Genomic DNA, 26,316 nt, shown 5'->3' with positions numbered 1-26,316 from the left:
CCGCCACGATGTCGACTGTTTACAGCATCCGCAACATCAAGATGCCGAAGCTGACCCGGACCACACTGATCGTGGGCACCCTCGCGCTGATTGCCGTGGTGGCTGCCTGCGTCATCGGCGTGCACGTCTACCGGAAGTTGACCACCACAACGGTCACCGCCTACTTCCCTGAGGTGCTGGCGCTGTACCCCGGCGACGCGGTCCAGATCATGGGCGTCGAGGTCGGCAAAATCGACTCCATCGAGACCTCCGGCGACAAGATGAAGGTGGTCTTCCACTACGCCAGCAAGTACTCGGTTCCCGAGAACGCCTCGGCGTCCGTACTGAATCCGAGTATTGTCGCGTCCCGCGTGATCCAGCTGTCGCCGCCCTACACGGGCGGACCGGTCATGCAGGATGGCGCCGTCATCCCGATCGAGCGGACCCAGATTCCGATCGAGTATGACGAGCTGCGCAACCAGCTGACACGCATCCTGGACGACTTGGGCCCAACCCCCAAACAGCCCAAGGGTCCGTTCGGTGACGTCATCGAAGCGTTTGCCGACGGATTGCAGGGCAAAGGCGAACAGATCAACCGGACCCTCAAGGGTTTGTCCGATGCGGTGACCACCCTGAACCAGGGGCGGGGCGATTTCTTCCAGGTGATCAAGAGCCTGGCCGTGTTCGTCAACGCGCTGCACAAGAGCGATCAGCAGTTCACCGCGCTGAACAATGACCTGGCTTCGTTCACCAATAAATTCACCAACAACGATCAGGAGCTGGCGACGGCGTTGAAGAGCCTGAACCAGCTGATGACGACGACCCGCAGCTTCCTCGACAAGAACGGCGACGTGCTGGCCCACGACATCAACGATGTCTCCGAGGCGACGACGGCCATCCTGCAGCCGGAGCCGCGTGACGGTCTGGAGCGGGCGCTGCACGCCTACCCGAACTTCCTGGCCAACTTGGTGAACATCTACTCGCCGGCAACCGGCGGGTTGATCTCCATGCCCATCAGCCCGGGTCTGACCAACTTCTCCAACCCGATGCAGTTCGTCTGCAGTTCGATCCAGGCCGGTAGCCGACTGGGCTACCAGGACTCGGCGGAGCTGTGCGCGCAGTATCTGGGGCCGATCATGGACGCGATCAAGTTCAACTCCCTGCCCTTCGGCAACAACATGGCGGTCACGGCCATGACCTTGCCCAAGGCGGTCGCCTACTCGGAGCCCAGGCTGCAGCCGCCGGGTGGTTTCAAGGACACCACGGTGCCGGGTGTGTTCTCGCGGGATACCCCGTGGTCGCACGGTCAGCATGAGCCGGGCTGGATCACGGCTCCCGGAATGCAGGGGCTGAAGCTCGGGCAATCCACCCAGGATCTGCTGACCCCGGATTCGCTGAGTGAGCTCATGGGTGGGCCGGACATCGTGCCGCCGACGGGTGGCCAGAACATGGCCGGGCCGCCGGACGCCTACAACGAGAGCAGCCCGCTACCGCCGCCGTGGTACCCGCAGCCGGGGCCGGTGTCACCGCCGCTGCCGGGTAACAACCCGCCTGATCCGAGTCCGATGGGCGCCGGGCCGGCGCCGGGGCCGGCACCAGCTCCTGCTGGACCTGCCCTGCCTGCTGAAGCTGGAGGCCAATGATGACCGGGCTGACCAAGCCGACGCCGCGGCGGTGGGCGCGTAACGCCCGCCGGGCCGGCGCACTCGCGGCCGCGATGCTGATTCTCAGTTCGTGCGGCTGGCGCGGTGTCGCCAGCATGCCGCTGCCAGGTGGTCCCGGCACCGGCAAGGGCCACTCGACCATCTACGTCCAGATGCCGGATACCTTGGCGCTCAACGCGAACAGCCGGGTCCGAGTGGCCGACGTGTTCGTCGGCAGGGTGCGGGCCATCGAGTTGAAGAACTGGATCCCCACGCTGACCATCGACCTGGATCCGGGCATTCACCTGCCGCGCAACGTGCTGGCCAAGGTCGGCCAGACCAGCCTGCTGGGTTCACAGCACGTCCAGCTGGATCCGCCGCCCAATCCGTCACCGGAGCCACTGCGCAACGGCGACACCATCCCGTTGAAGAACTCGTCGGCCTACCCGACCATCGAGCGGACGCTGGCAGGCATCTCCGGCATCCTGAACGGCGGCGGTGTGCCGAACCTCGAAAAGATCCAGTCCGAGGTCTACAACATCCTCAACGGGCGCGGAGACCAGATCCGTGAGTTCCTGAACCGGCTGGACACCTTCACCGACGAGCTCAACCAGCAGCGCAATGACATCACCCGGGCAATCCAGTCGACGGACAAGCTGCTGTCCGTCGTGGCGAAGCGCAACGACACGCTGGACCGGGTGCTGACCGAGTTCCCGCCGCTGATCGAGCATTTCGCGAAAACCCAGGATCTGTTCACCAACGCGGTGCTGGCGTTGGGCCGCTTGTCGAAGGCTGCCGACGCCACCTTGTCGGGCAGCAACGCGAACCTGCACACCAACCTGGTTGACCTGCAGCGGGCGCTCAAGCAGATCGCGAAGACGTCACCAAACCTGGTGCCGGCCATGCGGCTGTTGCTCACCCTGCCGTTCCCGATCGACAACATCCCGAAGATCATCCGCGGCGACTACATGAACATCTCGCTGCACCTGGATCTGACGTTGAGTGCCATCGACAACGGCATCCTCACCGGAACTGGAGTCTCCGGTTTGTTGCGTGCGCTCGAGCAGTCTTGGGGCCGTGACCCGGCGACCATGATCCCGGATGCCAGGTTCCAGCCGAACCCGCTCAACGCACCGGGTGGCCCACGGGTGGAAAGGGGCTACTGAGCGATGTTGACGCGCTTTCTCAAAGTGCAGCTGGTGATCTTCGCGCTGCTGACGGTGGCTGGGTTGCTCGTCCTGTCGGTGGTCTACCTGCAGATGCCGACCTATCTCGGCTGGGGCATGTACCGGCTGTATGCCGATCTGCCGGCCTCGGGCGGCCTGTACAAGACCGCCAACGTCACCTACCGCGGCACGAAGATCGGCAAGGTGCTGTCGGTGGAGCCGACCGTAACCGGCGCCCGGGTCAAGATGGACATCTTCGACAGATACAAGATTCCGATTGACGCGGTGGCCAATGTGCACTCGGTGTCGGCGGTCGGTGAGCAGTTCATAGACCTGGTGTCGCCGGACCAGCCCAACCAGTTCCTCAGTGCTGGGCAGACCATCACCAAGGGCTCTGTGCCCAAGGAGGTCGGACCCGCACTGGACTCCGCCAACAACGGACTGCAGGCGCTGCCCAAGGAGAAGATCGGGGCGCTGCTCGACTACACCTCGCAAGCCATCGGCGGACTCGGTCCGTCGCTGCAGCACTTGGTGGACGGCACCCAGGCCATCGCGGGTGACTTCAAAGCCAACCTGAGTTCGGTCAACGACGTTGTCGATAACTCGGGGCCGATCCTCGACAGCCAGGTCAATTCGGGCGGCGCCATCGAGCGGTGGGCACGGAACCTGAACGTGCTGGCGGGACAGGCCGCTCAGGAGGACGCTGCGTTGCGCGGCGCCATCCAACAGGGCGCGCCCACGGCCGACCAGCTGAACTCGGTCTTCGGCCAGGTACAGGACGCGCTGCCGCAATCGCTGGCGAACGTCGAGATCGTGCTGGACATGTTGAAGCGGTACAACAAGGGCCTGGAACAGGTGCTGGTGGTGCTGCCGATGGCGGGCCCGATCGTCGACTCCCTGACCGCGGTCTACTCCAACGAGATCCCGATCCAACTGGCGCTTTTCGACCTCAACTCGCCGCCGCCGTGCCTCACCGGCTTCCTGCCGGCATCGGAGTGGCGATCCCCGGCGGACACCTCGACGGCTCCGTTGGCGTCCGGCCTGTACTGCCGAATTCCGAAGGACGCGCAGAACACCGTCCGTGGGTCACGCAACCTTCCGTGTGTCGACGTGCCGGGCAAGCGTGCGGCCACGCCGACGGACTGCCGGGACAACAAGCCGTATGAGCCGTTGGGTACCAACCCGTGGTACGGCGATCCCGACCAGATCGTGAACTGCCCGGCTCCGGCCGCGCGCTGTGACCAGCCGGTTGACCCCGGCAAGGTGATTCCGGCGCCGTCGATCAACAACGGCATGAACCCGATACCGGCGAACCTGCTGCCACCTCCCGAGCGCGCTTCGGCTCCCACCAGTGACCCGCTGAGCACACCCGGGCAGGGTACTGTCGCCTGCAGTGGGCAGCAGCCCAACCCGTGTATCTACACGCCGACAGGCCCCGGGGCCATCTACAACCCGCAAAGCGGTCAGGTGGACGGACCGAACGGTGTCAAGTACTCCGTCAACAACCAGAGCAACCCAGGAGACGACGGATGGAAGGAGATGCTGGCACCAGCCAGCTGAACCCCACCGATGATCAGGACGTCACGTCGCAGGACGTAGTGACGACGGAACCGCCTTCCGAAGAGTCGATCGACGTAGCCGACGAGGCATCGGACGAATCCGTCGGCGCCGCGCGCGCCACCCGGATCGGCCGGGGCATCGCGCTGTCCGTGTGCCTGCTGCTGTTGGCGCTCGCCACCGCAGCCGGCCTCGGTGGCTATTTCGCGCTGAAATCGCACCGGGAGAGTCAGGCGATCGCGGCCAACGAAGCGGTCGCGGTGAAGGCTGCCAAGGACTGCGTCACCGCGACGCAGGCGCCGGACACCGCCGCGATGGTCGCCGCGCAGACCAAGATCATCGAATGCTCCACCGGGGGCTATGGCGCGCAGGCGTCGTTCATGAGCGGCATCATGCTGGAGGCCTACCAGGCCGCCAACGCCAAGGTGCAGGTGACGGAGATGCGTGCCGCCGTCGAGAAGCACAACGATGACGGCTCCATGGACGTGTTGGTGGCGTTCCGGGTGAAGATCAGCAACAGCACGCAGAAGGACAAGGAAGTGGGTTACCGGATGCGGGCGCAGATGGCGCCGGTGGACGGCACCTACAAGGTGGCCAAGCTCGACCAGGTCACCTCGTGACGGTCGGTTTGGATGCGCCGAACATCGACCCCGAAGTTTCAGCAGCAGAATCGGCACGGGACGCGAGCGACTTGGCGTCCTGGCCGGCTCGTGCCGGTGCGTTTTCGGTGGACGTGTTGCTCGGGGTGGCTGTCGTTGCAGTGATGGCGCTGTTGGGTTATGCCGCCCGGGACAGCTGGTTGCTGTGGGCCTATGCGTCGGCAGCGACGGTGATCGCCGCCGCGGCTCTGGTGAACCGATGGCTGCTGCCGGCGCTGACCGGGTGGAGTCTGGGGCGTTCGCTGTTCGCGATCCGGGTGCAGTTGTCGGGTCCGGACGGAACCGGAGTGGGAATCGGGCGGCTGATTCTGCGCGATCTGGCTCATCTGCTGGATACCTTCGCCCTGTGCCTGGGCTGGCTGTGGCCGTTGTGGGATGCGCGGCACCGCACGTTCGCAGACATGTTGCTGCGCACCGAGGTTCACGTCATAGACGCTCCGCGCCGGGACACCCGAGGACGGGCCGGAGCGGTGTTGCTGGCGGCGGCCCTGATCAGCGTCGCTGCCGTCGGGCTGAGCTATGGCACACAGTTCCGTCAGGACCAGGCGATCGGTGAAGCCCGCCAACAGATTTCAGAGCAGGGGCCCAGGATCGTCGAGCAGATCCTGAGCTACGGCCTGGACAGTTACCAGAAGGATTTCCAGCATGCGCTGACCCTGGTCGCCGACAGTTACCGCGATCAGTTGGTCAAGCAGCAGCAGGCGGCCGCCAAGCACCCGACCACCAATCAGTATTTCGCGGTCAGCAGTGCAGTACTGGAACCGCTTACCGTCCCGGACCGGGCGTCGATGCTGGTTGCCCTGCGGGGACAGCGCGGTGTCGATGCGAGTTCGTTGAAGTTCATGACCGCAACGGTGCGAGTGGATTTCGTCAGGTCGCACGACGGCCGGTGGCAGTTGTCCAACCTGGCCGTGCTGAAACCGTCTCCGGGAGGCGGTCGATGAGCCCGCGTCGCAAGGTCGATTCGGCCGAACGCTTCGTCGCCGGGGAGTACTTCACCGACGTGCCGCCCACGCCACGGAGCTGGGGCCTGCCCGTCGTCGCGGGCATCGCCGCGCTCGTGGTGATCGCGGCGGTCGCGGCCAGCACGTTCTTGCTGGTCCAGCATGAGCGGGAGGCCGCCGGCCAGGCCCGCTCTGCATCGGTGCTGGGGTACGTGCAGGAGTTCATGACGGGCTTCACCGCGCTCGACCCGTACCACGCCAATGACTACGTCGACCGTATTCAGACCCAGGCGACCGGCGATTTTGCCAAGCAGTTCAAGGACAAGAAGGACCAGATCCTCCTGCAGGTGGCGCAGGCACAACCGGCACGCGGGGCTGTCGAGGCGGCCGGGGTACAGCGATGGAATGACGACGACAGTGCCGACGTGCTGATCGCGATGAAGATGACCACGACGAGCCCGAACGGCAAGTCGACGGTCGAGAGTGGATCCCGTTGGGTGGTAACGGCTTCTCAGGAAGGACGGCAGTGGAAGATCAGCCGAATGAACCAGGTGATCTGACCGCCGAGGGTGCGCCGGCCGGGGCGCCGCAAGGCAAGGCGGCCCGGCACAAGCATCAGGTCCTGCGTCACCAGCTGGTCAAACCCGCAGACTCGCAAGGTGATTCGCAGGACGATGACGAATCAGCCGGCGAGGAGGTTGGCGACGCGTCGGTGGATGAGACGGAAGCCGTTGAAGCGCAGGAAAAATCGTCGGAGGTAGCTGAGTCGGACGGCGCGGCCGTTGTGGGCAACGAATCCGGCGAGGACGACGCGGTCGGCGCGGCCGAGGACGGCGACCGCCCGATGGTGCCGCATCGTCCGGTCGGGCGGAAGCTGATCATCGCGGGCATCGCTGCAGGGGCGTTGGTCGTCGGCGCCACGGCTTTCGCCGGTGCGGCACTGCAGCCGTACCTTGCTGACCGGGCCTTGGTGCACAACAAGTTTGAGGTGGCGCAGACCGCGGCTGCCGCGGTCACCGCGCTGTGGACCTACACCCCGGAAGACATGGAGAAGCTGCCGGATCGGTCGCAGAAGTACCTGGCCAAGCAGTTCGCCACCGAGTACCGCGAGGAGATCGACAGGATCGCGGCCGGCAACAAGCAGGCGCAGATCACCAACAAAACCAAGGTGATGGGTGCTGCGGTCGAGTCCATCGGGCCCTCCGATGCAGTCGCCATCGTATATACCAATTCGGTGGCCACCAGTCCGCTGAGCAAGAACATCCCGGCGCTGCGGTACCAGTCCTACCGGCTGACCTTGACCAGGCAAGGCGGGGACTGGCTGATCGATCACATGACCGCGCTGACCCAGTTGGATCTGACACCGCGGCTATAGACCTGCAGCGCGCAGTATCGAAACGACGAAATGGTCACTGCCGCGGTGGGCGGTAGGGACCATTTCGTCATTCTCGGCCAGGAGAGAGATCAGGCAGCGAGCAGGCCGGAGTGCATCTCCCACACCAGGATCTCGGCCGGGGTGGTGGCGGTGACCCGCTGACCGCCCGACGCTGTGATCCGGACCGCGTCGCCTTCGTCTAGCGCGCCGGCGCCTTCCATGGAGACCTCGCCGCGAGCCACGAACAGGTGCAGATACGGCGCCGTCGGAAGTTCGACGTGCTCACCGGGATTCAGGCGTGCACCGTGCAAGGCGGCGTTGCGTTGCCGGATGGTGATGGCGGCATCTCCTGAGTGGGCGGGCATTCCGGACGCGATGGTCACCAGGCGCCCGCGCATCAGCTCGTCGTCGATCTCCAGTTGCTGGTAGCCGGGGGTGATTCCCGACTCGTCGGGGACCACCCACATCTGTACGAAATGCACTGGTTCACTATGCGATTCCGATCCGGTGAGCCGCCACGAGTCGTTCTTCTCCGAGTGCATGATGCCGCGGCCGGCCGACATTCGCTGGGCCAGGCCGGGATAGATGACACCGGAGTTCCCGGTTGAGTCCTGATGCACCAGTGAACCGCGCAGAACCCAGGTGACGATCTCCATGTCGCGATGCGGGTGCGTTTCAAAGCCTGTGCCCGCCTTGACGATATCGTCGTTGTTCACCAGCAGCAGGCCGTGGTGGGTGTTGGCCGGGTCGTAATGGCTGCCGAATGAGAACGAGTGCTTGGAGTCCAGCCACGAAATCTTGGTGGCGGCGCGGTCGCCTGCGCGGCGGATGTCGACGGTTTCAGTACCGGTCATGTCGTACCCCTGTCGTTGTGGCCAGCCTAATGCGGATGTCGAGGTGGCTGGTGCTGGACTGCACAACATAAATGATGTGTCATATATTTCATGTGGTTGACCGACGAACAACAAGCCCTGTGGCGCGACTACCTGGCCATGACCGGCCGCTTGCAGGCTGCGCTCAACCGTCAGCTGCAGCGTGACCACGGACTGTCACTATCGGACTACGACGTGCTGGTCGCCATCAGCGAGCGTCGGGGCTGCCGGATCAACGAGCTGGGCGCCCGGCTGGGGTGGGAGCAGAGCCGGGTATCGCACCAGCTGCGCCGGATGCAGGGCCGGGACCTGGTGGAGCGCAGCGCCAGTCCCGCTGATGGGCGGGGCGCCCAGGTCGACCTCACCAAGGCCGGTGCTGCCGCACTCGTGGCCGCCGCGCCGAGCCACGCCGGGCTGGTCCGCTCGCTGGTCTTCGACGACATGAGCGCAACCCAGACGCGGGCGGTAGCGGGCTGGTTGGCCGCAGTGCTCGGTCGGCTGGCCCTGCCAGACTGAGCGGCATGAGCACCGTACGAGCCCTGGCCCGACAGGAGCGTGGCGAACTCGGCGGCGAAGGGGCAGATCGGCTGCGGTAGTGCACGCGGACCTGCATCAACCGGGTGGTTGGGTGGCACCTACGCTGTTCACCGTGGATATCAATGGAGCAAGCGCGATCGTTACCGGTGGCGCATCAGGAATCGGCGCGGCCACTGCCCGCCAGTTGGCTGCCAAGGGTGCCCGGGTCGTCGTCGCCGACCTGCAGGCTGAAAAGGGTGAGGCTCTCGCCAAGGAGATCGGCGGCGTCTTCGTCACGGTCGACGTCACCAACACCGACCAGATCATCGACGCAGTCAAGACAGCCGCGGACCTGGGCCCGCTGCGCGCACTGGTGAACTCGGCCGGCGTCGGCTGGGCCCAGCGCACCATCGGCAAGGACGGCGAGTTCTCCTCGGCGCACGACCTGGGCCTGTACAAGAAGGTGCTGGACATCAACCTGGTCGGCACCTTCGACTGCATCCGCATCGCAGCCACCCAGATGAGCAAGAACGAGTTCACCGAGACCGGTGAGCGTGGCGCCATCGTCAACATGACCAGCGTCGCGGCGTTCGACGGGCAGATCGGCCAGGCTGCGTACTCGTCGTCCAAGGGTGGCGTCGTCGGCCTGACTCTGCCGGTCGCCCGCGACCTGTCGGCAGTGGGTATTCGAGTCAACACCGTCGCACCCGGACTTATCGACACCCCGATCTACGGCGAGGGCGAGGCCTCCGAGGCATTCAAGGCCAAGCTCGGCGAGTCTGTGCTGTTCCCGCACCGCCTGGGCAAGCCCGACGAGCTGGCCTCCATGGTCGTCGAGCTGCTGACCAACTCGTACATGAACGCTGAGGTCGTCCGCGTGGACGGCGGCATCCGGATGCCACCGAAGTAGCGTCTGCCACACCAACAGGCGTCGAAACTGCCCGCTTTCACTTGGAAGTGGGCAGTTTCCATTTGAGCCGCAGGATGTTGGTCGTTGCGCGATGATGGACCGGTGGCCGCACACCGCAATGGCAAGGTCTCCATCGTCGGCGTTGGTAGCGTCGGTACCGCAATCGCCTTCGCGTGTCTCATCCGCGGATCGGCAGCTTCGCTGGCGCTCTACGACATCTTCGCCAAGAAGGTTCGCGCCGAGGTGCTCGACCTGAACCACGGCAGCCAGTTCGTCCCGCATTGCCCGGTATACGGGGGCGACGACTTGGCCGTCACCGCTGATTCCCAGATCGTCATCGTCACCGCGGGCGCCAAACAGCAGCCCGGTCAGACTCGGCTGGAACTGCTGACCAGCAACGTGTCCATGGCCGAAGACCTCACGCCCAAACTGCTCGAACTGTCACCGAACGCGGTCATTGTGTTCGTCACCAATCCGGTTGATGTGATCACCTATGCCGCCGCGGCGTCGGTCGATGCCCCACCGGGGCACATCTTCGGATCGGGAACTGTGTTGGACTCCAGCAGGTTTCGCTATCTCATCGCCGAACACGCCGACCTGGCTGTCAGCAATGTGCATGGGTTCATCGTCGGTGAGCACGGCGATTCGGAGATCGCGCTGTGGTCCAGCGTGTCCATCGGAGGCGTGCCGGCGTCGCACTTCCGGCTACACGGTGAGCTGATCTTCGACGAAGCCGCCAGGACACAGATCACCACGAACGTGGTCAGGGCCGCCTACGAGATCATCGAGGGAAAAGGCGCCACCAACCTTGCGATCGGACTCTCGACCGCCCGGATCATCGAAGCGATCCGCGGAAACCAGCACCGGGTACTGCCGGTTTCCACGGTGCAGAAGGGCGCCTACGGACTCACCGATGTCTGTCTGTCGCTTCCGACTGTGGTGACCGCCGACGGTGCCGGCGACGTGCTTGAGGTTCCGGTTGCCGACGACGAACTGCACGGCCTGCTGGCATCGGCGGACACGCTGCGCGCTGCCTACCAGGCCGGGCACCCCGGCTGACTGCTTACCAGTCCGATTCGTCGAAGGTGACTACACCGCGAATGTTGTTGCCGTCCAACATGTCCTGGTAGCCCTGGTTGATGTCTTCAAGCTTGTAGGTCCGGGTGACCATGTCGTCGACGTTCAGCAGGCCGGACTTGTACAGCGCGGCCAGCCGCGGGGTCTCGATGTGCGAGCTGCCGCCACCAAAGATGTTGCCCTTCAACGTCTTCTGCAACATGGTGAACAGGAAGAGGTTCAGTTTGACGTCCGCGTCCATCATCGAGCCCATGCCGGTGACCACGCAGGTGCCGGTCTTGGCGGTCAGGATCATGGCCTCTTCGATGTACTCGCCCTTCATCTCGCCGACCGCGATGATGACCTTGTCAGCCATCAGTCCGTAGGTCAGGTCGATCATCGGGGCGATGGCCTCGGCCATCGACGGGTAGACGTGCGTGGCACCGAACTTGAGCGCCTGCTCGCGCTTCCATGGGTTCGGGTCGATGGCGATGACGTGCCTGGCGCCGGAGATCACCGCGCCCTGCAGCGCACTCATGCCGATGCCGCCGACACCGATGATCGCGACCGTCTCACCCGCCTGCACCTGGGCGACGTTGGTGGCCGAGCCGAAGCCGGTGGGCACGGCGCAACCCATGATGGCGGCCGAGGTGAACGGAATGTCCTTGTCGATCTTGACCACCGAGTCCTTGTGCACCGTCATGTACGGCGCGAAGGTGCCCAGCAGGTTCATCGCGGCGACTTCGCGGCCGTTCGCGGCGTGAATTCGGTTGGTGCCGTCGGCGATGGCCTTGCCGCCCAGCAGGACCGCACCGCGGTCACACAGCGAGCGGAGGCCCTTCATGCACGGCGGGCAGGTGCCACAGGCCGGGATGAAAGCCAGGATGACGTGGTCGCCCTCTTCGATACCGGTGACGTTCTTTCCGACCTTGGTTACCACGCCGGCGCCCTCGTGCCCGCCGAGGCACGGCAGCGGCATCGGGGTGGCCCCGGTGGTCAGGTGGTAGTCGGAGTGGCACATGCCGGCGGCATGCATCTGGATCTGTACTTCGTCGGCGACAGGGTCGCCAAGGTCGATCTCCTCGACCTTGAACGGTGAATTCACTTCCCACAGCAGAGCGCCCTTGGTCTTCATGGCGCAGATCATAGCCAAAAATCGAGAACACGTTACAAAACGGTGGTATAGAGTGGCTATGAGCTGCGTAAATACCAATCCAGAAGATATCGTCTAGGGAGTAGCCAGGCTATGGCCAGTAGTGCGTGGTTCTCGAATATCGCACGCTCGGTAGCCATCACGGCTGCTCAGATATTGGGAGCCAGCCCGAACTTCTCGAACAACGTCGGGTCCATGAACGCCACCACGTGAGCGATGCCGTCGGGCTTGATGTCCAGGACGTGTAGCTGGAATGCCTCATGTCGGCCGGTGTCCGGGTTGTGCAGGTACATGGCGGCGGCGGGCTGGCCGTTGGCCGTCGTCACCACGAACCGCATATCGCCGGCTTTCTCCGCCGGGCACTTGTCGCGCGACAGAGCGCCAATGTCCGACGGCCCGGAGTACCAGGTGTCGAACGGCGGCATCTCCCACACCGAGTCGGCGGTGAACAGCTTGACCAGGGCGTCGATGTCGTATGTTTCGAACGCATCGATGTACCGGGTCAGCAGGTAGCGCGCTTCGTCGGAATCCGGCTCAGCCAGGGTGTCGTCCTGCTTGGGCCCGACGGCGTCGAGTTGGGTGCGGGCCCGTTGCAGCAGACTGTTGACCGCGGCCGTCGACGTCCCGACCGCTTCACCCACCTCCGCGGCCTTGAACTGCAGCACGTCCCGCAGCACCAGAACGGCCCGCTGACGCGGCGAAAGATGTTGCAGCGCAGCAATAAAAGCCAACCGGACGGACTCACGTGAGCCGACGATGGTCTGCGGGTCACTGGACACATCGTGAACATCGGGAAGCGGTTCGAGCCAGCCGATCTCCGGGCGTGAGGTGATCTCGGCGTGCGGGTCAGCGGCAGGTTGCCCCAGCCCAGACGGCAACGGCCGCCGCGCCCGCCCGTCCAGCGCGGTCAGACAGGTGTTGGTGGCGATCCGGTACAGCCAAGTTCGCACCGACGATTTGCCCTCGAACCCGTCATAGGACTTCCACGCCCGCAGGTAGGTCTCTTGCACCAGGTCCTCGGCGTCGTGCAGCGAACCGGTCATCCGGTAGCAGTGCGCCAGCAGCTCACGCCGATGTCGTTGGGCATCAGCGAGGAACGCGTCGCGAGCGGAGGACCCCGGTGAATTTTCGGCGAGAACACTCACCTGCGCGAGAGTACGCGGGGGGAGTGACAAGTTCTGTGGTGTCGCTACGAGCCCCGTTAGTCTTGCCTGCATGGTCACCACCCGCAGTGAGCGCAACTTCGATGGTGTAGGCGGCACCAACATCGTCTACGACGTCTGGGTGCCGAATACCGACCCGACCGGCGTGGTGGTGTTGTCGCATGGCTACGGCGAGCATGCCCGCCGCTACGACCATGTGGCCGCACGGTTCGGTCAGGCCGGGCTGATCACTTTCGCGCTGGATCACCGCGGCCACGGCCGTTCGGGCGGCAGGCGGGTGTACCTCCGCGACATCTCCGAGTACACCGGCGACTTTCACCATCTGGTCGGCATCGCCACCGCCGAGTACCCGGATTTGAAGCGGATCGTGCTGGGGCACAGTATGGGCGGCGGCATCGTCTTCAGCTACGGCGTCGAGCACCCGGACGACTACCACCTGATGGTGCTGTCCGGCCCGGCCGTGGACGCCCGCGCCTCGGTGTCGCCAATGCTGGCCGCGGTGGCCAAGATCGCCGGGACCATTGCTCCGGGGCTGCCAGTGCAGAACCTGCCCGCCGACGCGGTATCGCGGGACCCCGAGGTGGTCGCTGCCTACGAGGCCGACCCGCTGGTGCATCACGGCAGGTTGCCCGCCGGAATTGCCAAGGCGCTCATCGGAGTCGGCGAGACCATGCCGCGGCGGGCCGCGGCGATCACCGCACCCTTGCTGGTGGAGCACGGTGAGGCGGACAAGCTGATTCCGGTTGCGGGCAGCCGCAAGCTGGTCGAGTGCGTCGGCTCCAAAGACGTTTCGCTGAAGGTCTATCCCGGGCTGTACCACGAGGTGTTCAACGAGCCCGAGCAAGCGGTGGTGCTCGACGACGTCGTGAGCTGGATCGAGGTTCATCTGTGAAACACGCTGTCCGCCTTCTGGTCTGGCTGACGGCATTGCTGGTTGCCGGCTGCAGCTCGGGTGGCGGTAAACCCTGGACGGACGAGCAGGTCAGCTTCGTCGCTGACGGGCTGACCATCCACGGCAGCTACCGGCACCAGCCTGGCGCGGCTGCGGCGCCGGCGGTCCTGCTGATCTCCGAGAGCGGCAAGACTGACCGCGACGGTGACAATGCGGTGGCCGGCAAGGTCGGCAACATGCGTCAACTCGCAGAGTTCCTGTCTGGCAAGAACGTCAACAGCCTGCGTTACGACAAGGTGGGCACCGGCAAGACCGGACTGGGTCCGTACGCGCAGAACCCGAAGGACGTCGGCAGCGCGGTGTACACCACCGGCGCCAAGGCCGCGATGCGGTTCCTGGCCGGTCAACCCGGCACCGACAAATCGCGAATCTCGGTGTACGGCTTGGGCGAGGGGTCGGTACATGCGCTGAACCTGGTTGTGGACACCTCGGCGGATGCGCCGAAAATCCATTCGCTGGCACTGTTGCAGCCGCTGTCCGGGCGGTACCTGGACATCATTACCACCCGGGTGCGCTTGTCCGTTGACGCTGACGTGAAGGCGGGGGCGAAGACCCAGCAGCAGGCCGATCAGGTGATGGCGACCTGGACAGCTGCCGTGGCCCAGGCGAGGTCCGCCGGGACTGTGCCGGACAAACTGCCCGAAGGCCTTGGCGCCATTCTGAATCCAGGCAACATCAAGGCGGTGCTCGAGACCGACGCCATTGATCCGCTGGCTCTGGCGGCCAGGGTTCCGGCCGAGACCGTGGTCCTGCTGACGTGCTCGGATTCGGATGCGCAGGCCTCGTGCGAGGCGGAGAAGCCGCTGATCGCCGCACTGGCCCACACGCGATTGACCGTGGCGGCCCTCAAGGGCGTCAACCATGTGCTGCGCGACGACCCGACCGACAACGTCGCCAACTACGCCTCCGGCGCGCCACTGTCTCCGCAGCTGGTGCGTGCGCTCTCCGGGTTTGTCGGTAGCTAGTCGTAGACTTCGGCCATGGGGGAGAGAAATGGTAGTTCAGGCATGAAAGTTCTTGTCGGACACGGTGGTTGGTGCCATGAGTGACGACAGGATGCTGGTCCGCATCGCCGCGTTGCTGCGTCAGGCCGAGAACACTGACAATGTGCACGAGGCGGAGGCATTCATGGCCGCCGCGCAACGGCTGGCCACCACCACGTCCATCGACCTGGCGGTGGCGCGGGCGCATTCGGTCACCCGCACCGCTGCACAGACACCTATCCAGCGCACCATCACCATCGGCGAGGCAGGCACCCGTGGACTGCGCACCTTCGTGCAACTGTTCGTGGTGATCGCCCGGGCCAACGATGTGCGGTGCGATATCGCGTCCAACTCGACGTTTGTCTACGCCTACGGGTTCACCGAGGACATCGACGCCACCCACGCGCTGTACGCCAGCCTGGTGGTCCAGATGGTCAAGGCGTCCGATGGGTACATCGTGACCGGCGCGCACCGGCCGACGCCGACCATCACCGCTCGGCTGAACTTCCAACTGGCCTTCGGGGCACGCGTGGGGCAGCGGCTGTCCGACGCGCGCGAGGAGGCTCATCGGGCCGCGACGGCCGACCGTACCGACCAACCGGGCACCACAATCGCGCTGCGTAACAAGGACCTTGAGCTGGTGTCGTTCTACAAGCAGACCTCCAGCGCGCGCGGGAGCTGGCGGGCCACCAGCGCGTCGGCGGGGTATTCGTCAGCGGCGCGACGCGCTGGTGACCGGGCGGGACGCCAGGCCCGCTTGGGGCCCAGCACCGAGTTATCCGGTGCGCATACGGCTTTGGAGAGATGACCCGGGATTCGCAACGGGCGGCCGTTTACGCCGCGGAACAATTCGTCCGGACCGTGTTCGACCGTGCGGGCGGTTCGGGCAATCCCGTCGTCGACTTCTTCGGCACGCAACTGACCTTGCCGCCCGAGGCCCGGTTCGGTTCGGTGGAGTCGGTGCGGCGGTATGTGACCGATGTGCTGGCGTTGCCTACCGTGGCTGCACGCTGGCCGACGGCCGGTGCGCTGGCAGTGCGGGCCCGCCGCGGAGTGGCCGCTGCGCACTACGAACGCCTGGATGGTGGCGGTGTCATCGCGGTCCCGGAGCATGAAACCACCTGGGCACTAAGGGAATTGGTGGTTCTGCATGAGATCGCGCACCACCTCGCGGACGATGTTCCGGTGCATGGGCCGGTTTTCACCGCGACGCTGTGCGAGCTGTGCGAGGTGGTGATGGGTCCGGAAGTGGGGCATGTATTGCGGGTGGTGTACGCCAAGGAGGGAGTTCGGTGTGCTCGGGGGTGACGTCCGTCCCTGATGAGCACCCATGAGCACAGCGAAATCGCCTAGCCTGAGGTCATGAGCGGACCCGATCCACAGACCGTCGATCAAATGTTCAACCAGGTGCTGCACACCGAGGACCAGGTGCTGGCCGCTGTCCGCGAATCCGCGGTGGCGGCAGGTATGCCGGCCATCGAAGTGTCCGCGCAGCACGGAAAGCTGTTGTCGCTGTTGGCAACTGTCAGTGGCGCCAGCCGGGTGCTGGAGATCGGCACCCTGGCCGGTTACAGCACCATCAACCTGGCGCGCGGGGTCGGCCCGTCCGGTCGGGTGATCACGCTGGAATACTCGCCGGCACACGCGGAGGTTGCACGGGCCAACTTTCAGGCGGCCGGTGTCGGGGGCCAGGTGGAGGTGCTGGTCGGAGCTGCGTTGGACACCCTGCCGCAACTGGCACAGCGCGGCGAGCGGTTCGACTTCTTCTTCATCGACGCCGACAAGGAGAACAACAGCGCATACGTGGAATGGGCAGTACAGCTTGCGGTTCCGGGAGCGGTGATCGTCGTGGACAACATCACCCGGATGGGCCGGGTGCTCGATCCGGCCGCCGACGATCTACAAGCCCGCGGGGTCCGCGACATGCTGGAGCTGATGGGTAACCATCCGCGACTGCAGACCGCCGCGATCCAGACGGTCGGCACCAAAGGCTGGGACGGTTTCGCCGTCGCGCGGGTGGGGGAGCAGGTGTTGCCGTCATGAGCGGTTATCTCGGCTACCGGCGCGATGACGCCGCCGCTCCGTTCGCAGAGTTCTTCGATCCGGAAATGGCGCCATTGCCCGGACATGTAGTGCAGGCGCTGGAACACGGACCCCAGGCCGGGCCGGTGTTGCCAGACTACGACGAGCGATTGGAGCCGGTAGGTTACCAGCAGACCGAGAACGGCTACGGGCGGTTGAGGGACGGTGGCTTCACGGTGGCGGTGCGTACCGACATGCCCGGCGTAACTCCTGCCATGTGGGACTGGTGGTTCGGATGGCATGGTTGCGATAGCCGTCGGTACAAGCTGTGGCATCCCCGCGCACACGTCTCGGCACAGTGGCGTGACGGCCGAGATGATGAGACTTATGTCGGCCGCACCTCGATCGTGCGGGAATACCTCGGTTCGTCATTTACCAGGGCGGCAATCCAATTCGTCGAACCGTCGGTGTTGGGGCACACCGGGGTAGCTATCACGGCGCGGTTGGGTTCCCCGGATATTCCGGTGGACATCGGCTGGCTGGTACACCAAGTCCGGCCCATCGCTGATGGAGCCGAGATGCGCTCACGATTCTGGCTGGGCGGTAGACATGTCGCTCTGAGATCCGGAGCATCGTTGGCCGAAAAGGCATTACGACCCATCGCAGCCCGGCTGCTTCCGGATCCGCGTGACCTGCTGGTGCACTGTGCGCAAGAGATGAACCACCTGGCGGGGTTTCTGCCCGCGCTGCATGCGCGCTTCGGGTGAGTGATTTGTGCATGATTTGGGGCGCTTGGCGCACCCTGACGTGCACAAGTCGGCCGCGTTAGGGTGGCCAGATGCGCTTGGCCACTGCTCTTGTCTTAGCCAGCGCCGTGCTGGCCGTCGCTGTCACGCCGACAGCGTCGGCTGATCCGACGGTGCTGCCGGAAGTGCCGCTGCCCGCCGACGGCGCGATGTTCACCGACAATCCGCAGATCGTCCGCCCGCAACTGCTGCACATCGAGTCCTGGAGCCGAATGGACCCCGCCCCGCAGCTGACCCTCAACTTCTTGAGCAGCTCGCAGAATTGCGTCGGCGCGCATGTCACTGTGCAGGAAACCGATCAGACGGTCCAGGTCACGTTGACCGGAGGGCAGCGTCCGGACACGGTCGGCCGCATGTGCATGACGCTGGTTGCGCCAGCCAAAATCGTTGTGCCACTTGGTGGTCCGGTCGGTGACCGCGCGGTGCTGGTGGCGGAATAGGGCTGGTCAGAAGCCGCCACCCACACTGCGGCAGACCGGCGCCCGCGGTTGGTCGGTCGATGAAATCTCAGGGAACGATCGGCTGCCAACCCGCGTAATCTGGAAATGGATGGATGGGTGCGGCAAGGCCGAACCCCTTGCCGTGTACCGGAAGGAGTAGAAATGACTACAGTCCATTCGTCAATCGACCAACACCCCGACATCATGTCGTTACGGGCCGGTTATGACCGCGTCGCCGAGTCGATGACAGCGCAGGCGACCTTTGGTCTGACGCTGATGGCCGCGGTCTACGTGGCGTTGTCGCCCTGGATCATCGGCTACAACGCCACGACTCGGCTGTCGGTCAACGACCTGCTCGTCGGCGGGACCATCGGGTTGCTGGCCATGTGCTTCGGTTGTGCCCTCGACCGCAGCCACGGTATGACCTGGACATTGCCGTTATTCGGTGTATGGCTCGTCATTTCGCCGTGGATCTTCGAGAGCGGGCCTACCGCAGGCATGATCTGGTCCCACGTGCTCAGTGGCGCAGCGGTCATCCTGCTCGGTCTGTACGCGGCCTATCTGGGTATGCGTGTACGCAACTCCAGCTCGCGGCACGGCTGATCAACCCTCAGGCGTGCAGCGGCGGCGACGTCGGGCAGTTCTATGCGCCCGACGCCCCGCCGCCGCCTGGCTGCAGCTAGTAGCAGACCGCGCCGACGGCGGCCGACTGGACCAGCTTGGTGTACTTGGCCAGCACGCCGGTGTTGTAGGTCGGCGGCAGCGGTTTGAAACCTTCTTTGCGGGCATTGAATTCGGCCTCGTCGACCAGCACGTCGAGCGTGCCGTTGGCGACGTCGAGACGAATCCGGTCACCGTCGCGGACGAAGGCGATGGGCCCGCCGTCGACAGCCTCCGGCGCGATGTGCCCGACGCACAGGCCCGTCGTCCCGCCGGAGAACCGGCCATCGGTCATCAGCAGCACGTCCTTGCCAAGGCCGGCGCCCTTGATGGCGCCGGTGATGGCCAGCATCTCGCGCATGCCCGGCCCACCCTTGGGGCCCTCGTAACGGATCACCACGACGTCGCCGTGGGTGATGGTGCCGTCCTCGAGTGCGTCCAGCGCGGCCCGCTCACGCTCGAAAACCCTTGCGGTGCCTTCGAACACGTCTGAATCGAAGCCTGCCGACTTGACCACGGCACCCTCGGGGGCCAGTGACCCGTGCAGGATGGTGATGCCACCCGTGGGGTGGATCGGGTTGTCCATGGCGCGTAGCACCTTGCCGTCCGGGTCGGGCGGGGCGATGTGGGCCAGGTTCTCGGCCATGGTCTTTCCGGTGACGGTCAGGCAATCGCCGTGCAGCAGACCGGCATCCAATAGCGCACGCATCACCACCGGCACGCCGCCGATCTCGTCGACGTCCTTCATCACGTGGCGCCCAAAGGGTTTCACGTCAGCCAGGTGCGGCACCTTGTTGCCGATCCGGGTGAAGTCGGCCAGGGTCAGCTCGACTTCGGCTTCGCGCGCGATGGCCAGCAGGTGCAGCACCGCGTTGGTAGAGCCGCCGAAGGCCATGACCACCGCGATGGCGTTCTCGAACGCTTCTTTGGTCAGGATGTCGCGGGAGGTGATGCCACGACGCAGCATCTCGACGACGGCCTCGCCGGACTTGCGTGCGTACTCTTCGCGGCGCTTGTCGACGGCAACCGGAGATGCACTGCCCGGCAACGACATTCCGAGTGCCTCGGCAGCCGATGCCATGGTGTTGGCGGTGTACATGCCACCGCACGCACCCTCTCCGGGACAGATGGCGCGCTCGATGATGTCGACGTCTTCGCGGGACATCAACCCTCGAGCACAGGCGCCGACAGCCTCGAAGGCGTCGATGATGGTGACTTCCTTCTCGGTGCCGTCGGTCAGCTTCGCCACACCGGGCATGATCGAGCCGTTGTAGAGGAACACGCTCGCCAGGTTGAGGCGGGCCGCGGCCATCAGCATGCCGGGGATGGACTTGTCGCAGCCGGCCAGCAGCACGCTGCCGTCGAGGCGCTCGGCCTGCATCACGGTCTCGACGCTGTCGGCGATCACCTCACGCGACACCAGCGAGAAGTGCATGCCCTCGTGGCCCATCGAGATGCCGTCGGAGACGGAGATGGTGCCGAATTCCAGTGGGTAGCCACCGGCCTCGTGCACGCCGTCCTTGACCGACTGGGCCAGGCGCTGCAGTGACATGTTGCACGGGGTGATCTCGTTCCACGACGAACCGACGCCGATCTGCGGCTTGGCCCAGTCGTCGTCTCCCATGCCTACCGCGCGGAGCATTCCGCGGGCGGCGGTCTTCTCCAGGCCGTCGGTGACGTCGCGGCTGCGGGGTTTGATATCGACGGATTTGTCGGCAGGCGGGGCTTCGCTCATGGTTCAAGTATGCGCAGGCCGTCTAATCGGTTTGAGCCTGGTCAGGCTTAATTTCGGCAGCGGAGCCGCTCGCCGCCGATCAAAAATACCCCTTGGGGGTATGCTCTATACTTGGTTCATGACGGCAGACACCCCAGCCGGAGCGGCTCCCGAGCACAGCGCTGCCGCGCACGGCTATTCGCCAAATAAAGAGAATTACGCCAAGCGGCTGCGCCGAGTGGAGGGGCAGGTCCGCGGCATCGCCAAGATGATCGACGAGGACAAGTACTGCATCGACGTGCTCACCCAGATCAGCGCGGTCACGAGCGCGTTGCAATCGGTGGCGCTGGGCCTGCTCGACGAGCACCTGGGGCACTGCGTGACGCACGCCGTCGCCGAGGGCGGAGACGAGGCCGAGAAGAAGCTGGCCGAGGCTTCCGCGGCCATTGCCCGGCTGGTGCGGTCCTAGCTGGAGCAGTAACAAACATCGGTGGGCAGACGATGGACAGTGCAGGTCTGGGCGTATACAGCTGCCCTGAAGTGGGCTGCTGACGCAGGTCAGAACCCGTTGCCGGTCAGGTCGCTGTGCGACACTGGAGGCAGTTTGTGAATTGGAGGTGGCGTATGCCGCAGTGGAAGAAGAGCAGGCTAATCAACATGGCGGCCGCGGCCGCCATGGTCGCGGGAATGGTCACAGTGACCCCCTCAGCCCTGGCCGATCCGGACGCACCGGACCCGGGTGCACCAGTCGTTGATCAGCCGGTGGCAGCCGTGCCACCAGCCGGTGACCCGTTTGCGCCGCCTCCTCCACCTCCCGCTGCTGACCCACTGGCGCCGCCTGCTCCGCCGGTTGCACCGGTGCCGGCCGCCGTTCCGGTGGCACCGGCCGACCCGACCGCGCCCATCCCCGGCGTAGCCGAGCCCATCCCAGCGGGAACCCCGGCCGGCCAGAACCCGACGCCGTTCGTCGGGCAGCCGCCGTTCCTGCCGCCGTCGTTCAACCCCGTGAACGGCTCCATGGTGGGCGTGGCCAAGCCGATCTACATCAACTTCCAGCGGCCCATCGCCAACCAGCGGATGGCCCAGGACGCCGTGCACATCACATCGAATCCGCCGGTGGCCGGCATGTTCTACTGGGTCACTGACACCCAGCTTCGCTGGCGGCCCATAGCCTTCTGGCCGGCCAACACCGTCGTCAACATCGACGCGGCGGGCACCAAGTCCAGCTTCCGAACCGGTGACTCACTGGTGGCGACCGCCGACAACGCAACGCACACCATGACGGTCAGCCGAAATGGCGTGGTGGAGAAGAGCTTCCCGATGTCGATGGGCAAGGCCGGCGACGAGACCAAGAACGGCACCTACTACGTGCTGGAGAAGTTCCCCACCGTGGTGATGGACTCGGCGACTTTCGGCGTGCCCTCGGACTCCCCGCAGGGATACAAGGTGAACGTGCAGAACGCGGTCCGGATCGACAACAGCGGTGCGTTCGTGCACAGCGCGCCGTGGTCGGTGGCTGACCAGGGCAGACGCAACGTCAGTCACGGCTGCATCAACATTGGGCCGGACAACGCCAAGTGGTTCTACGACCAGTTCGGCAGCGGTGACCCGATCGTGGTGAAGAACTCGACCGGCCTTTACAACCAGTCCGACGGCGCCGATGACTGGCAGTGGGGTATGACGACCCCTGCCGCCAGTTCCACTGCGGCTTCGTCCAGCGCTTCGGGCTCGTCGTCGTCGAGATAGTCCACGACCAGACGTAAATGCCCCCGCACGCCGAGCGTGCGGGGGCATTTACCTAGAGGCGCGTTAGTTCCAGATGCGCACGCGCGCAGCGGGTTCCAAGTACAGCTCGTCTGACTCGCCGACGCTGAACGCCTCGTAGAACGAGTCGATGTTGCGGATGACGCCGTTGCACCGGAACTCGGGCGGCGAATGCGGGTCCACCGCCAGCCGTCGGATCGCTTCGGCGTCACGGGATTTGGTCCGCCATACCTGGGCCCATCCGAAATACACCCGCTGCACACCGGTCAGCCCGTCGATAACCGGCGCTTCCTGGCCGCCCAGTGACAGCTCGTAGGCAAGCAACGCAATGGACAGGCCGCCCAGGTCGCCGATGTTCTCACCGACGGTGAATGCCCCGTTCACGTGATGTGAGGCATCGAGTGCACGCGGCGTGAAGGCCTCGTACTGCTCGATCAAAGCCTTTGTGCGCAGGCCGAATTCAGATCGGTCGGCGTCGGTCCACCAGTCCACCAGGTTGCCGTCGCCGTCGTACTTGGCGCCCTGGTCATCGAAACCGTGTCCAATCTCATGGCCGATCACCGCGCCGATACCGCCGTAGTTGGCCGCGTCGTCGGCTTCGGCGTCGAAGAACGGCGGCTGCAGAATGGCTGCAGGGAAGACGATTTCGTTCATGCCCGGGTTGTAGTAGGCGTTGACGGTCTGCGGCGTCATGAACCATTCGTCGCGGTCGACGGGGCCGCCCAACTTGGCCAGTTCGCGGTCGTACTCGACAGCGCGGCCGCGCCGGTAGTTGCCGTACAGGTCACCTGCATCGATCACCAGTGCCGAATAGTCGCGCCAGCGTGCCGGATAGCCGATCTTCGGGGTGAACTTATCCAGCTTGGTCAGCGCCTTCTCGCGGGTTTCCGGGGTCATCCAGTCCAGCGAAGTGATGCTGACGCGGTAGGCCTCGCGCAGATTGGCCACCAACTCGTCCATGCGGGCCTTGTGGGACGGCGGGAAATGCTCTGCCACATAAAGCTTTCCGACGGCGTCACCCATCAGCCCCTCGACCACTCCGACGCCACGCTTCCAGCGCTCGCGGATGGCCTCGGTGCCCGACAGGGTGCGCCCGTAGAAGTCGAAATTCTCGTCGACCAACTCGTCGGTGAGGATCGGCGCGCGCCCGCTGATCACCCGCCAACCCAACCAAGCCTTCCAGTCGGCCAGCGGCTCGGCGGCCCATAGGGCGGCGAAGGAAGTCAAGAAATCAGGTTGGCGCACAACGACTTCGGCCGCCTTCTCGGCGGTACCGCCCAAGGCGACCAGCCAGCCGTTCCAGTCGTATCCGGGTGCCTCGCCGGGCAGCTCGGCGAACCAGCGCAGGTTGTAGCTCAGATCGGCGTCGCGGCGCTTGACCACATCCCAGTGTGCCGCTGCGATTTTGGTCTCAAGCGCGACGATGCGGGATGCAACCTCGGCATGTGATTCAGCCGAACCACCGTGGACCAGGGAAAGCATCCGGCCGATGTGTTCGGGATAGGCCGCCAACACCGCGGCGTGCTGCGGGTCCCGGTAGTAGGACTCGTCGGGCAGACCCAAACCGGATTGCGACAGGTGCAGCAGGTAGCGCGTCGAATCCTTCGAGTCGGTGTCGATGTACACGCTGGTGCCGCCGCCGATACCGGTGCGTTGCAGCCCGCCAACCACCACGGCCAGCGCGTCGACATCCGCGGCGTCCTCGATCACAGCCAACTCGGCCAGTAGTGGAGCCAGGCCGACCTCGCGCACGCGATCGGTGTCCATGAAGCTCGCGAACAGATCGCCGATCTGCTGCGCGGTGGTTCCGGCTGCGCCCGATGCCGTGGTGATCAGCTCGCGAACCTGCTCTTCGGCCTGGTCGGCCAGTAGCCGGAAGGCGCCATCGGTGGCCCGGTCGGCCGGAATGTCGTAGTTGGTCAACCAGCGGCCGTTGACGTGGCCGAACAGATCGTCCTGGGGGCGGGAGTCGGAGTCGACGAAACTCAGATCGATACCGGAGCGGGGAGAAGCGGCTTCAAGCGTCACCCCAGCCATCCTGCCATCGCCGCTGAAATACGGTCCGGCTATGGCAGGTACCCTCACGGCCATGCCTGACGAGCGCAGCGACGACGCCGCCGCGAAAGCCGAAGCCCGGACAACAGGCGATGCGCACACGGCTGCCGCACCCGCCACGGATCGCAGTGACGGGAACTCCGGCGGCATCTTCACCGGGTACGGCGTGGCCTCGGCGCTGCTCGGGCTGGTAGCAGTGGTGGCCGTGGTCCTGGCCACCCTGATCTATGTGGGACACCGCAACGACGCCGACGAACGCGACCACGAAGTCCGGGCGATGCAGGCCGCCGCGGACTGGACCGGCGTGCTCATCAACATGAATGCCGGGAACGTGACCTCCAGCGTGCAGAAGCTGCACGACGGCACCGTCGGCCAGCTCAACGCCGATTTCGAGTCGACGGTGGCGCCGTTCACCCAGCTGGTGCAGAAGCTGCAGAGCAAGACGGCCGGCCAGATCGATTCTGTGGCCGTGGAGTCACTGCACCACCCGCAACCTGGCGAAGAAGGCAAGCCGCAGGTTCAGCCGGAGTTGGCGGCCGTTGCTTCCAGCACCACGACGGTGCTGGTGCTGGCTACCTCGGTCAGCCAGAACGTCGCCGACAACAAGCCGCAGACGGTGCGCTGGCGGCTGCGGCTGGGCGTCTCCGATGTCGACGGCAAGCTGCTGATCTCGCGACTCGAGACGCTGCGATGAGGAATGTGTGGCGGGTCGCGGCGTTCGACATCTTGGCGCCCCTCGCGGTGCTCGCGGCGTTGGCGTACATCGGGTTCGCGCTCGGCTGGCCACTGTGGTGGGCGGCGGTGGCGACGGTGCTCGGCGTCCTGGTGGTGCAGGGTTCGGTGGTCAACTTCATCCTGTTCCGCCGCGACGGCGTCACCATGGGCACCGATGACGACGGGCCTCGGCTGCGTACCGTCGTGGCAGGTCTGGCCGTGGTGTCTCTGGTTGCCGCGGTGGCGGTTGGCTACCTCCGCTGGACACAGCAGGATCACGCGATGAGCAATGACATCGCCCAGGTCGTGGGGATCGCAAGCAGCGTCTCCGAGGCGTCTGCGACGTTCACCCCGGCCACTCCGAACGCGTCGATCGATCGCGCCACCGCGCTGATGGCGCCGCAGCGGGCCGCGGCCTACCGCAATGAATTCACTGCGGTGGCAAAGGATCTGACCAGCCGTGGGGTGTCCGGTCAGGCCAGCACCATCTCGGCCGGTGTCGAGGCCATCGGCCCAGACATGGCCAGCGTCGCGGTCGTCATGCGGGGCACGCAGAATGCTCCCGGCAAGCCCCAGCAGACTGCCGTGCTAGCGCTGCGGGTCACCCTGACAAAGCAGTCGGGCCGCTGGTTGGTGATGGACGTGACGCCGATCGGCGCTCGCTAACTGCGCCTGCGTGCGCGCCGAGATCGACGAATGGGCCGCTTTTACTCGCACTTTGCGGCCCGTCTGTCCGTTTGGACGGGAAAAGAATTAGGAGTCGCGGCCGGGGCGGGCCCGCGCGAAACGGTCCGACAGGCGGCGCATGCGCACCAGCATCGACGCTGACGGACTGGTGGTGCCCTCCAAATACGCCGATAGCTCGTCGCCGGCTGCGCCGATGCGTGAGGCGAACTCCACATCGCTCAAGCCGGAGCGTTCCAGCAGCAGCCGGACCTGACGGGCCACCTCGGCGCATTCGTTGGCTTCCAGATGGGCGCGGGTCCGGACCAGCACCTCGGCGAGAGCTTTGGAGATGCCGTACGGGCGGGAGGTTGCAAGTACTTCTTCGACCTGCCGGGCGGTGCGGCCGAATGGGTCCCGCTTGATGGCGACGACGATCCGCTGCCACACCGACAGGTCGTCGGTCTCGAGTGCGGCGCGGATGGCTGCAGTCGACCAGAACTCGACCGGCCGGGAATCCGCGGATTGCACCGGAATCACGGTGGTCGGT

28 protein-coding genes are annotated in these 26,316 nt (G+C 65.3%); 22 read left to right on the top strand and 6 right to left on the bottom strand.

Annotation, left to right across the window (positions count from 1 at the left end):
• Positions 1-8: 8 nt before the first annotated feature.
• The 7 genes from M2432_RS05405 to M2432_RS05375 are packed head-to-tail and all read left to right on the top strand — an operon-like array spanning position 9 to position 7,323.
• Positions 9-1,622, top strand: coding sequence for a virulence factor Mce family protein (locus tag M2432_RS05405; RefSeq protein WP_280825706.1), 1,614 nt, complete (start codon positions 9-11; stop codon positions 1,620-1,622).
• Positions 1,619-2,788: a virulence factor Mce family protein gene (locus M2432_RS05400; RefSeq protein WP_280825705.1), complete on the top strand. Its 1,170-nt coding sequence runs from the start codon at positions 1,619-1,621 to the stop codon at positions 2,786-2,788. The genes M2432_RS05405 and M2432_RS05400 overlap by 4 nt, the downstream gene beginning before the upstream one ends.
• Positions 2,789-2,791: 3 nt before the next feature.
• Entirely contained in the window at positions 2,792-4,348 is a 1,557-nt protein-coding gene (locus M2432_RS05395) for an MlaD family protein (RefSeq protein WP_280825704.1), read from the top strand.
• Positions 4,318-4,965, top strand: a complete 648-nt coding sequence (locus M2432_RS05390) for a hypothetical protein (protein WP_280825703.1) — start codon at positions 4,318-4,320, stop codon at positions 4,963-4,965. Before M2432_RS05395 ends, M2432_RS05390 begins: the two co-directional genes overlap by 31 nt.
• Positions 4,962-5,948, top strand: a complete 987-nt coding sequence (locus tag M2432_RS05385) for an RDD family protein (protein ID WP_280825702.1) — start codon at positions 4,962-4,964, stop codon at positions 5,946-5,948. The genes M2432_RS05390 and M2432_RS05385 overlap by 4 nt, the downstream gene beginning before the upstream one ends.
• Entirely contained in the window at positions 5,945-6,508 is a 564-nt protein-coding gene (locus M2432_RS05380; RefSeq protein WP_280825701.1) for a mammalian cell entry protein, read from the top strand. Before M2432_RS05385 ends, M2432_RS05380 begins: the two co-directional genes overlap by 4 nt.
• Entirely contained in the window at positions 6,475-7,323 is an 849-nt protein-coding gene (locus M2432_RS05375; protein WP_280825700.1) for a mammalian cell entry protein, read from the top strand. Before M2432_RS05380 ends, M2432_RS05375 begins: the two co-directional genes overlap by 34 nt.
• Before the next feature lie 89 nt (positions 7,324-7,412).
• Here the strand turns inward: M2432_RS05375 and M2432_RS05370 are convergent, their stop codons facing one another.
• Positions 7,413-8,177, bottom strand: a complete 765-nt coding sequence (locus tag M2432_RS05370; RefSeq protein WP_280825699.1) for a pirin-like bicupin family protein — start codon at positions 8,175-8,177, stop codon at positions 7,413-7,415.
• A 90-nt stretch (positions 8,178-8,267) separates the two neighbouring features.
• Here M2432_RS05370 and M2432_RS05365 point away from each other — a divergent pair, with 90 nt between their 5' ends.
• The 3 genes from M2432_RS05365 (at position 8,268) to M2432_RS05355 (ending at position 10,680) form a co-directional block, all read left to right on the top strand.
• A complete protein-coding gene (locus tag M2432_RS05365) occupies positions 8,268-8,711 on the top strand; it encodes a MarR family winged helix-turn-helix transcriptional regulator (RefSeq protein WP_280825698.1) in 444 nt (147 codons plus the stop codon).
• A 133-nt stretch (positions 8,712-8,844) separates the two neighbouring features.
• Positions 8,845-9,621 (top strand): SDR family NAD(P)-dependent oxidoreductase, encoded by a 777-nt coding sequence (locus M2432_RS05360; protein WP_280825697.1) that lies wholly within the window; start codon positions 8,845-8,847, stop codon positions 9,619-9,621.
• Positions 9,622-9,723: 102 nt separating this feature from the next.
• On the top strand, positions 9,724-10,680 hold the full coding sequence (locus M2432_RS05355) for an L-lactate dehydrogenase (RefSeq protein ID WP_280825696.1): 957 nt from the start codon (positions 9,724-9,726) through the stop codon (positions 10,678-10,680).
• 4 nt (positions 10,681-10,684) lie between these two features.
• On the opposite strand, the gene M2432_RS05350 is transcribed toward M2432_RS05355, so the two are convergent.
• Positions 10,685-11,812 carry an NDMA-dependent alcohol dehydrogenase gene (locus tag M2432_RS05350; protein WP_280825695.1) on the bottom strand — a complete coding sequence of 376 codons (1,128 nt, stop codon included), beginning with the start codon at positions 11,810-11,812 and terminating at the stop codon, positions 10,685-10,687.
• Positions 11,813-11,979: 167 nt separating this feature from the next.
• Positions 11,980-13,005 (bottom strand): sigma-70 family RNA polymerase sigma factor, encoded by a 1,026-nt coding sequence (locus tag M2432_RS05345; RefSeq protein WP_280825694.1) that lies wholly within the window; start codon positions 13,003-13,005, stop codon positions 11,980-11,982.
• 40 nt (positions 13,006-13,045) lie between these two features.
• Between M2432_RS05345 and M2432_RS05340 the strand changes: the two genes are divergently transcribed.
• From M2432_RS05340 to M2432_RS05305, 8 genes are all read left to right on the top strand, one after another.
• On the top strand, positions 13,046-13,885 hold the full coding sequence (locus M2432_RS05340; RefSeq protein WP_280825693.1) for an alpha/beta hydrolase: 840 nt from the start codon (positions 13,046-13,048) through the stop codon (positions 13,883-13,885).
• Complete coding sequence (locus tag M2432_RS05335; protein WP_280825692.1) at positions 13,882-14,910, top strand: hypothetical protein; 1,029 nt, start codon at positions 13,882-13,884, stop codon at positions 14,908-14,910. Before M2432_RS05340 ends, M2432_RS05335 begins: the two co-directional genes overlap by 4 nt.
• Before the next feature lie 76 nt (positions 14,911-14,986).
• Positions 14,987-15,736 (top strand): DUF2786 domain-containing protein, encoded by a 750-nt coding sequence (locus tag M2432_RS05330; RefSeq protein WP_280825691.1) that lies wholly within the window; start codon positions 14,987-14,989, stop codon positions 15,734-15,736.
• Positions 15,733-16,236 (top strand): TIGR04338 family metallohydrolase, encoded by a 504-nt coding sequence (locus M2432_RS05325; protein WP_280825690.1) that lies wholly within the window; start codon positions 15,733-15,735, stop codon positions 16,234-16,236. Before M2432_RS05330 ends, M2432_RS05325 begins: the two co-directional genes overlap by 4 nt.
• 54 nt (positions 16,237-16,290) lie before the next feature.
• Complete coding sequence (locus tag M2432_RS05320; protein ID WP_280825689.1) at positions 16,291-16,971, top strand: O-methyltransferase; 681 nt, start codon at positions 16,291-16,293, stop codon at positions 16,969-16,971.
• A complete protein-coding gene (locus M2432_RS05315; protein WP_280825688.1) occupies positions 16,968-17,717 on the top strand; it encodes a hypothetical protein in 750 nt (249 codons plus the stop codon). The genes M2432_RS05320 and M2432_RS05315 overlap by 4 nt, the downstream gene beginning before the upstream one ends.
• 71 nt (positions 17,718-17,788) lie before the next feature.
• Positions 17,789-18,196, top strand: coding sequence for a hypothetical protein (locus M2432_RS05310; RefSeq protein ID WP_280825687.1), 408 nt, complete (start codon positions 17,789-17,791; stop codon positions 18,194-18,196).
• A 162-nt stretch (positions 18,197-18,358) separates the two neighbouring features.
• Positions 18,359-18,799, top strand: a complete 441-nt coding sequence (locus M2432_RS05305; RefSeq protein ID WP_280825686.1) for an SPW repeat protein — start codon at positions 18,359-18,361, stop codon at positions 18,797-18,799.
• A 76-nt stretch (positions 18,800-18,875) separates the two neighbouring features.
• Here the strand turns inward: M2432_RS05305 and ilvD are convergent, their stop codons facing one another.
• Positions 18,876-20,591, bottom strand: a complete 1,716-nt coding sequence (gene ilvD, locus M2432_RS05300; RefSeq protein ID WP_280825685.1) for a dihydroxy-acid dehydratase — start codon at positions 20,589-20,591, stop codon at positions 18,876-18,878.
• A 118-nt stretch (positions 20,592-20,709) separates the two neighbouring features.
• On the opposite strand from ilvD, the gene M2432_RS05295 reads away from it, so the two are divergent.
• Positions 20,710-21,039, top strand: a complete 330-nt coding sequence (locus tag M2432_RS05295) for a metal-sensitive transcriptional regulator (RefSeq protein WP_280825684.1) — start codon at positions 20,710-20,712, stop codon at positions 21,037-21,039.
• Positions 21,040-21,194: 155 nt separating this feature from the next.
• The gene (locus M2432_RS05290; RefSeq protein ID WP_280825683.1) at positions 21,195-22,316 is read left to right on the top strand and encodes a L,D-transpeptidase; all 1,122 of its coding nucleotides are present in this window, start codon (positions 21,195-21,197) and stop codon (positions 22,314-22,316) included.
• A gap of 63 nt (positions 22,317-22,379) precedes the next feature.
• Here M2432_RS05290 and M2432_RS05285 read toward each other — a convergent pair whose 3' ends face one another.
• On the bottom strand, positions 22,380-24,362 hold the full coding sequence (locus tag M2432_RS05285; protein WP_280825682.1) for a M13 family metallopeptidase: 1,983 nt from the start codon (positions 24,360-24,362) through the stop codon (positions 22,380-22,382).
• 40 nt (positions 24,363-24,402) lie between these two features.
• On the opposite strand from M2432_RS05285, the gene M2432_RS05280 reads away from it, so the two are divergent.
• Positions 24,403-25,083: a hypothetical protein gene (locus M2432_RS05280; RefSeq protein ID WP_280825681.1), complete on the top strand. Its 681-nt coding sequence runs from the start codon at positions 24,403-24,405 to the stop codon at positions 25,081-25,083.
• Positions 25,080-25,769 (top strand): hypothetical protein, encoded by a 690-nt coding sequence (locus M2432_RS05275; protein WP_280825680.1) that lies wholly within the window; start codon positions 25,080-25,082, stop codon positions 25,767-25,769. Before M2432_RS05280 ends, M2432_RS05275 begins: the two co-directional genes overlap by 4 nt.
• Before the next feature lie 87 nt (positions 25,770-25,856).
• Here M2432_RS05275 and M2432_RS05270 read toward each other — a convergent pair whose 3' ends face one another.
• The gene (locus tag M2432_RS05270) at positions 25,857-26,306 is read right to left on the bottom strand and encodes a helix-turn-helix transcriptional regulator (RefSeq protein ID WP_280825769.1); all 450 of its coding nucleotides are present in this window, start codon (positions 26,304-26,306) and stop codon (positions 25,857-25,859) included.
• Between the last annotated feature and the right edge of the window lie 10 nt (positions 26,307-26,316).

It is taken from the genome of Mycobacterium sp. OTB74 (genome assembly GCF_029892685.1).
In the GTDB taxonomy this organism is placed as follows: domain Bacteria; phylum Actinomycetota; class Actinomycetes; order Mycobacteriales; family Mycobacteriaceae; genus Mycobacterium.
The sequence above is the reverse complement of the archived record's forward strand: the minus strand, read 5'-3'. Positions and strand labels throughout refer to the sequence as shown.

Excerpts from the sequence above, each read along its gene's own strand:
- M2432_RS05380 (WP_280825701.1), top strand. The coding sequence starts at position 5,945 with ATGAGCCCGCGTCGCAAGGTCGATTCGGCCGAACGCTTCGTCGCCGGG.
- M2432_RS05325 (WP_280825690.1), top strand. The coding sequence starts at position 15,733 with ATGACCCGGGATTCGCAACGGGCGGCCGTTTACGCCGCGGAACAATTC.
- M2432_RS05320 (WP_280825689.1), top strand. The coding sequence starts at position 16,291 with ATGAGCGGACCCGATCCACAGACCGTCGATCAAATGTTCAACCAGGTG.
- M2432_RS05305 (WP_280825686.1), top strand. The coding sequence starts at position 18,359 with ATGACTACAGTCCATTCGTCAATCGACCAACACCCCGACATCATGTCG.
- ilvD (WP_280825685.1), bottom strand. The coding sequence starts at position 20,591 with ATGAGCGAAGCCCCGCCTGCCGACAAATCCGTCGATATCAAACCCCGC.
- M2432_RS05365 (WP_280825698.1), top strand. The coding sequence starts at position 8,268 with ATGTGGTTGACCGACGAACAACAAGCCCTGTGGCGCGACTACCTGGCC.
- M2432_RS05370 (WP_280825699.1), bottom strand. The coding sequence starts at position 8,177 with ATGACCGGTACTGAAACCGTCGACATCCGCCGCGCAGGCGACCGCGCC.
- M2432_RS05330 (WP_280825691.1), top strand. The coding sequence starts at position 14,987 with ATGAGTGACGACAGGATGCTGGTCCGCATCGCCGCGTTGCTGCGTCAG.
- M2432_RS05280 (WP_280825681.1), top strand. The coding sequence starts at position 24,403 with ATGGCAGGTACCCTCACGGCCATGCCTGACGAGCGCAGCGACGACGCC.
- M2432_RS05315 (WP_280825688.1), top strand. The coding sequence starts at position 16,968 with ATGAGCGGTTATCTCGGCTACCGGCGCGATGACGCCGCCGCTCCGTTC.
- M2432_RS05310 (WP_280825687.1), top strand. The coding sequence starts at position 17,789 with ATGCGCTTGGCCACTGCTCTTGTCTTAGCCAGCGCCGTGCTGGCCGTC.
- M2432_RS05340 (WP_280825693.1), top strand. The coding sequence starts at position 13,046 with ATGGTCACCACCCGCAGTGAGCGCAACTTCGATGGTGTAGGCGGCACC.
- M2432_RS05350 (WP_280825695.1), bottom strand. The coding sequence starts at position 11,812 with ATGAAGACCAAGGGCGCTCTGCTGTGGGAAGTGAATTCACCGTTCAAG.
- M2432_RS05275 (WP_280825680.1), top strand. The coding sequence starts at position 25,080 with ATGAGGAATGTGTGGCGGGTCGCGGCGTTCGACATCTTGGCGCCCCTC.
- M2432_RS05400 (WP_280825705.1), top strand. The coding sequence starts at position 1,619 with ATGATGACCGGGCTGACCAAGCCGACGCCGCGGCGGTGGGCGCGTAAC.
- M2432_RS05405 (WP_280825706.1), top strand. The coding sequence starts at position 9 with ATGTCGACTGTTTACAGCATCCGCAACATCAAGATGCCGAAGCTGACC.
- M2432_RS05295 (WP_280825684.1), top strand. The coding sequence starts at position 20,710 with ATGACGGCAGACACCCCAGCCGGAGCGGCTCCCGAGCACAGCGCTGCC.
- M2432_RS05395 (WP_280825704.1), top strand. The coding sequence starts at position 2,792 with ATGTTGACGCGCTTTCTCAAAGTGCAGCTGGTGATCTTCGCGCTGCTG.
- M2432_RS05290 (WP_280825683.1), top strand. The coding sequence starts at position 21,195 with ATGCCGCAGTGGAAGAAGAGCAGGCTAATCAACATGGCGGCCGCGGCC.
- M2432_RS05390 (WP_280825703.1), top strand. The coding sequence starts at position 4,318 with ATGGAAGGAGATGCTGGCACCAGCCAGCTGAACCCCACCGATGATCAG.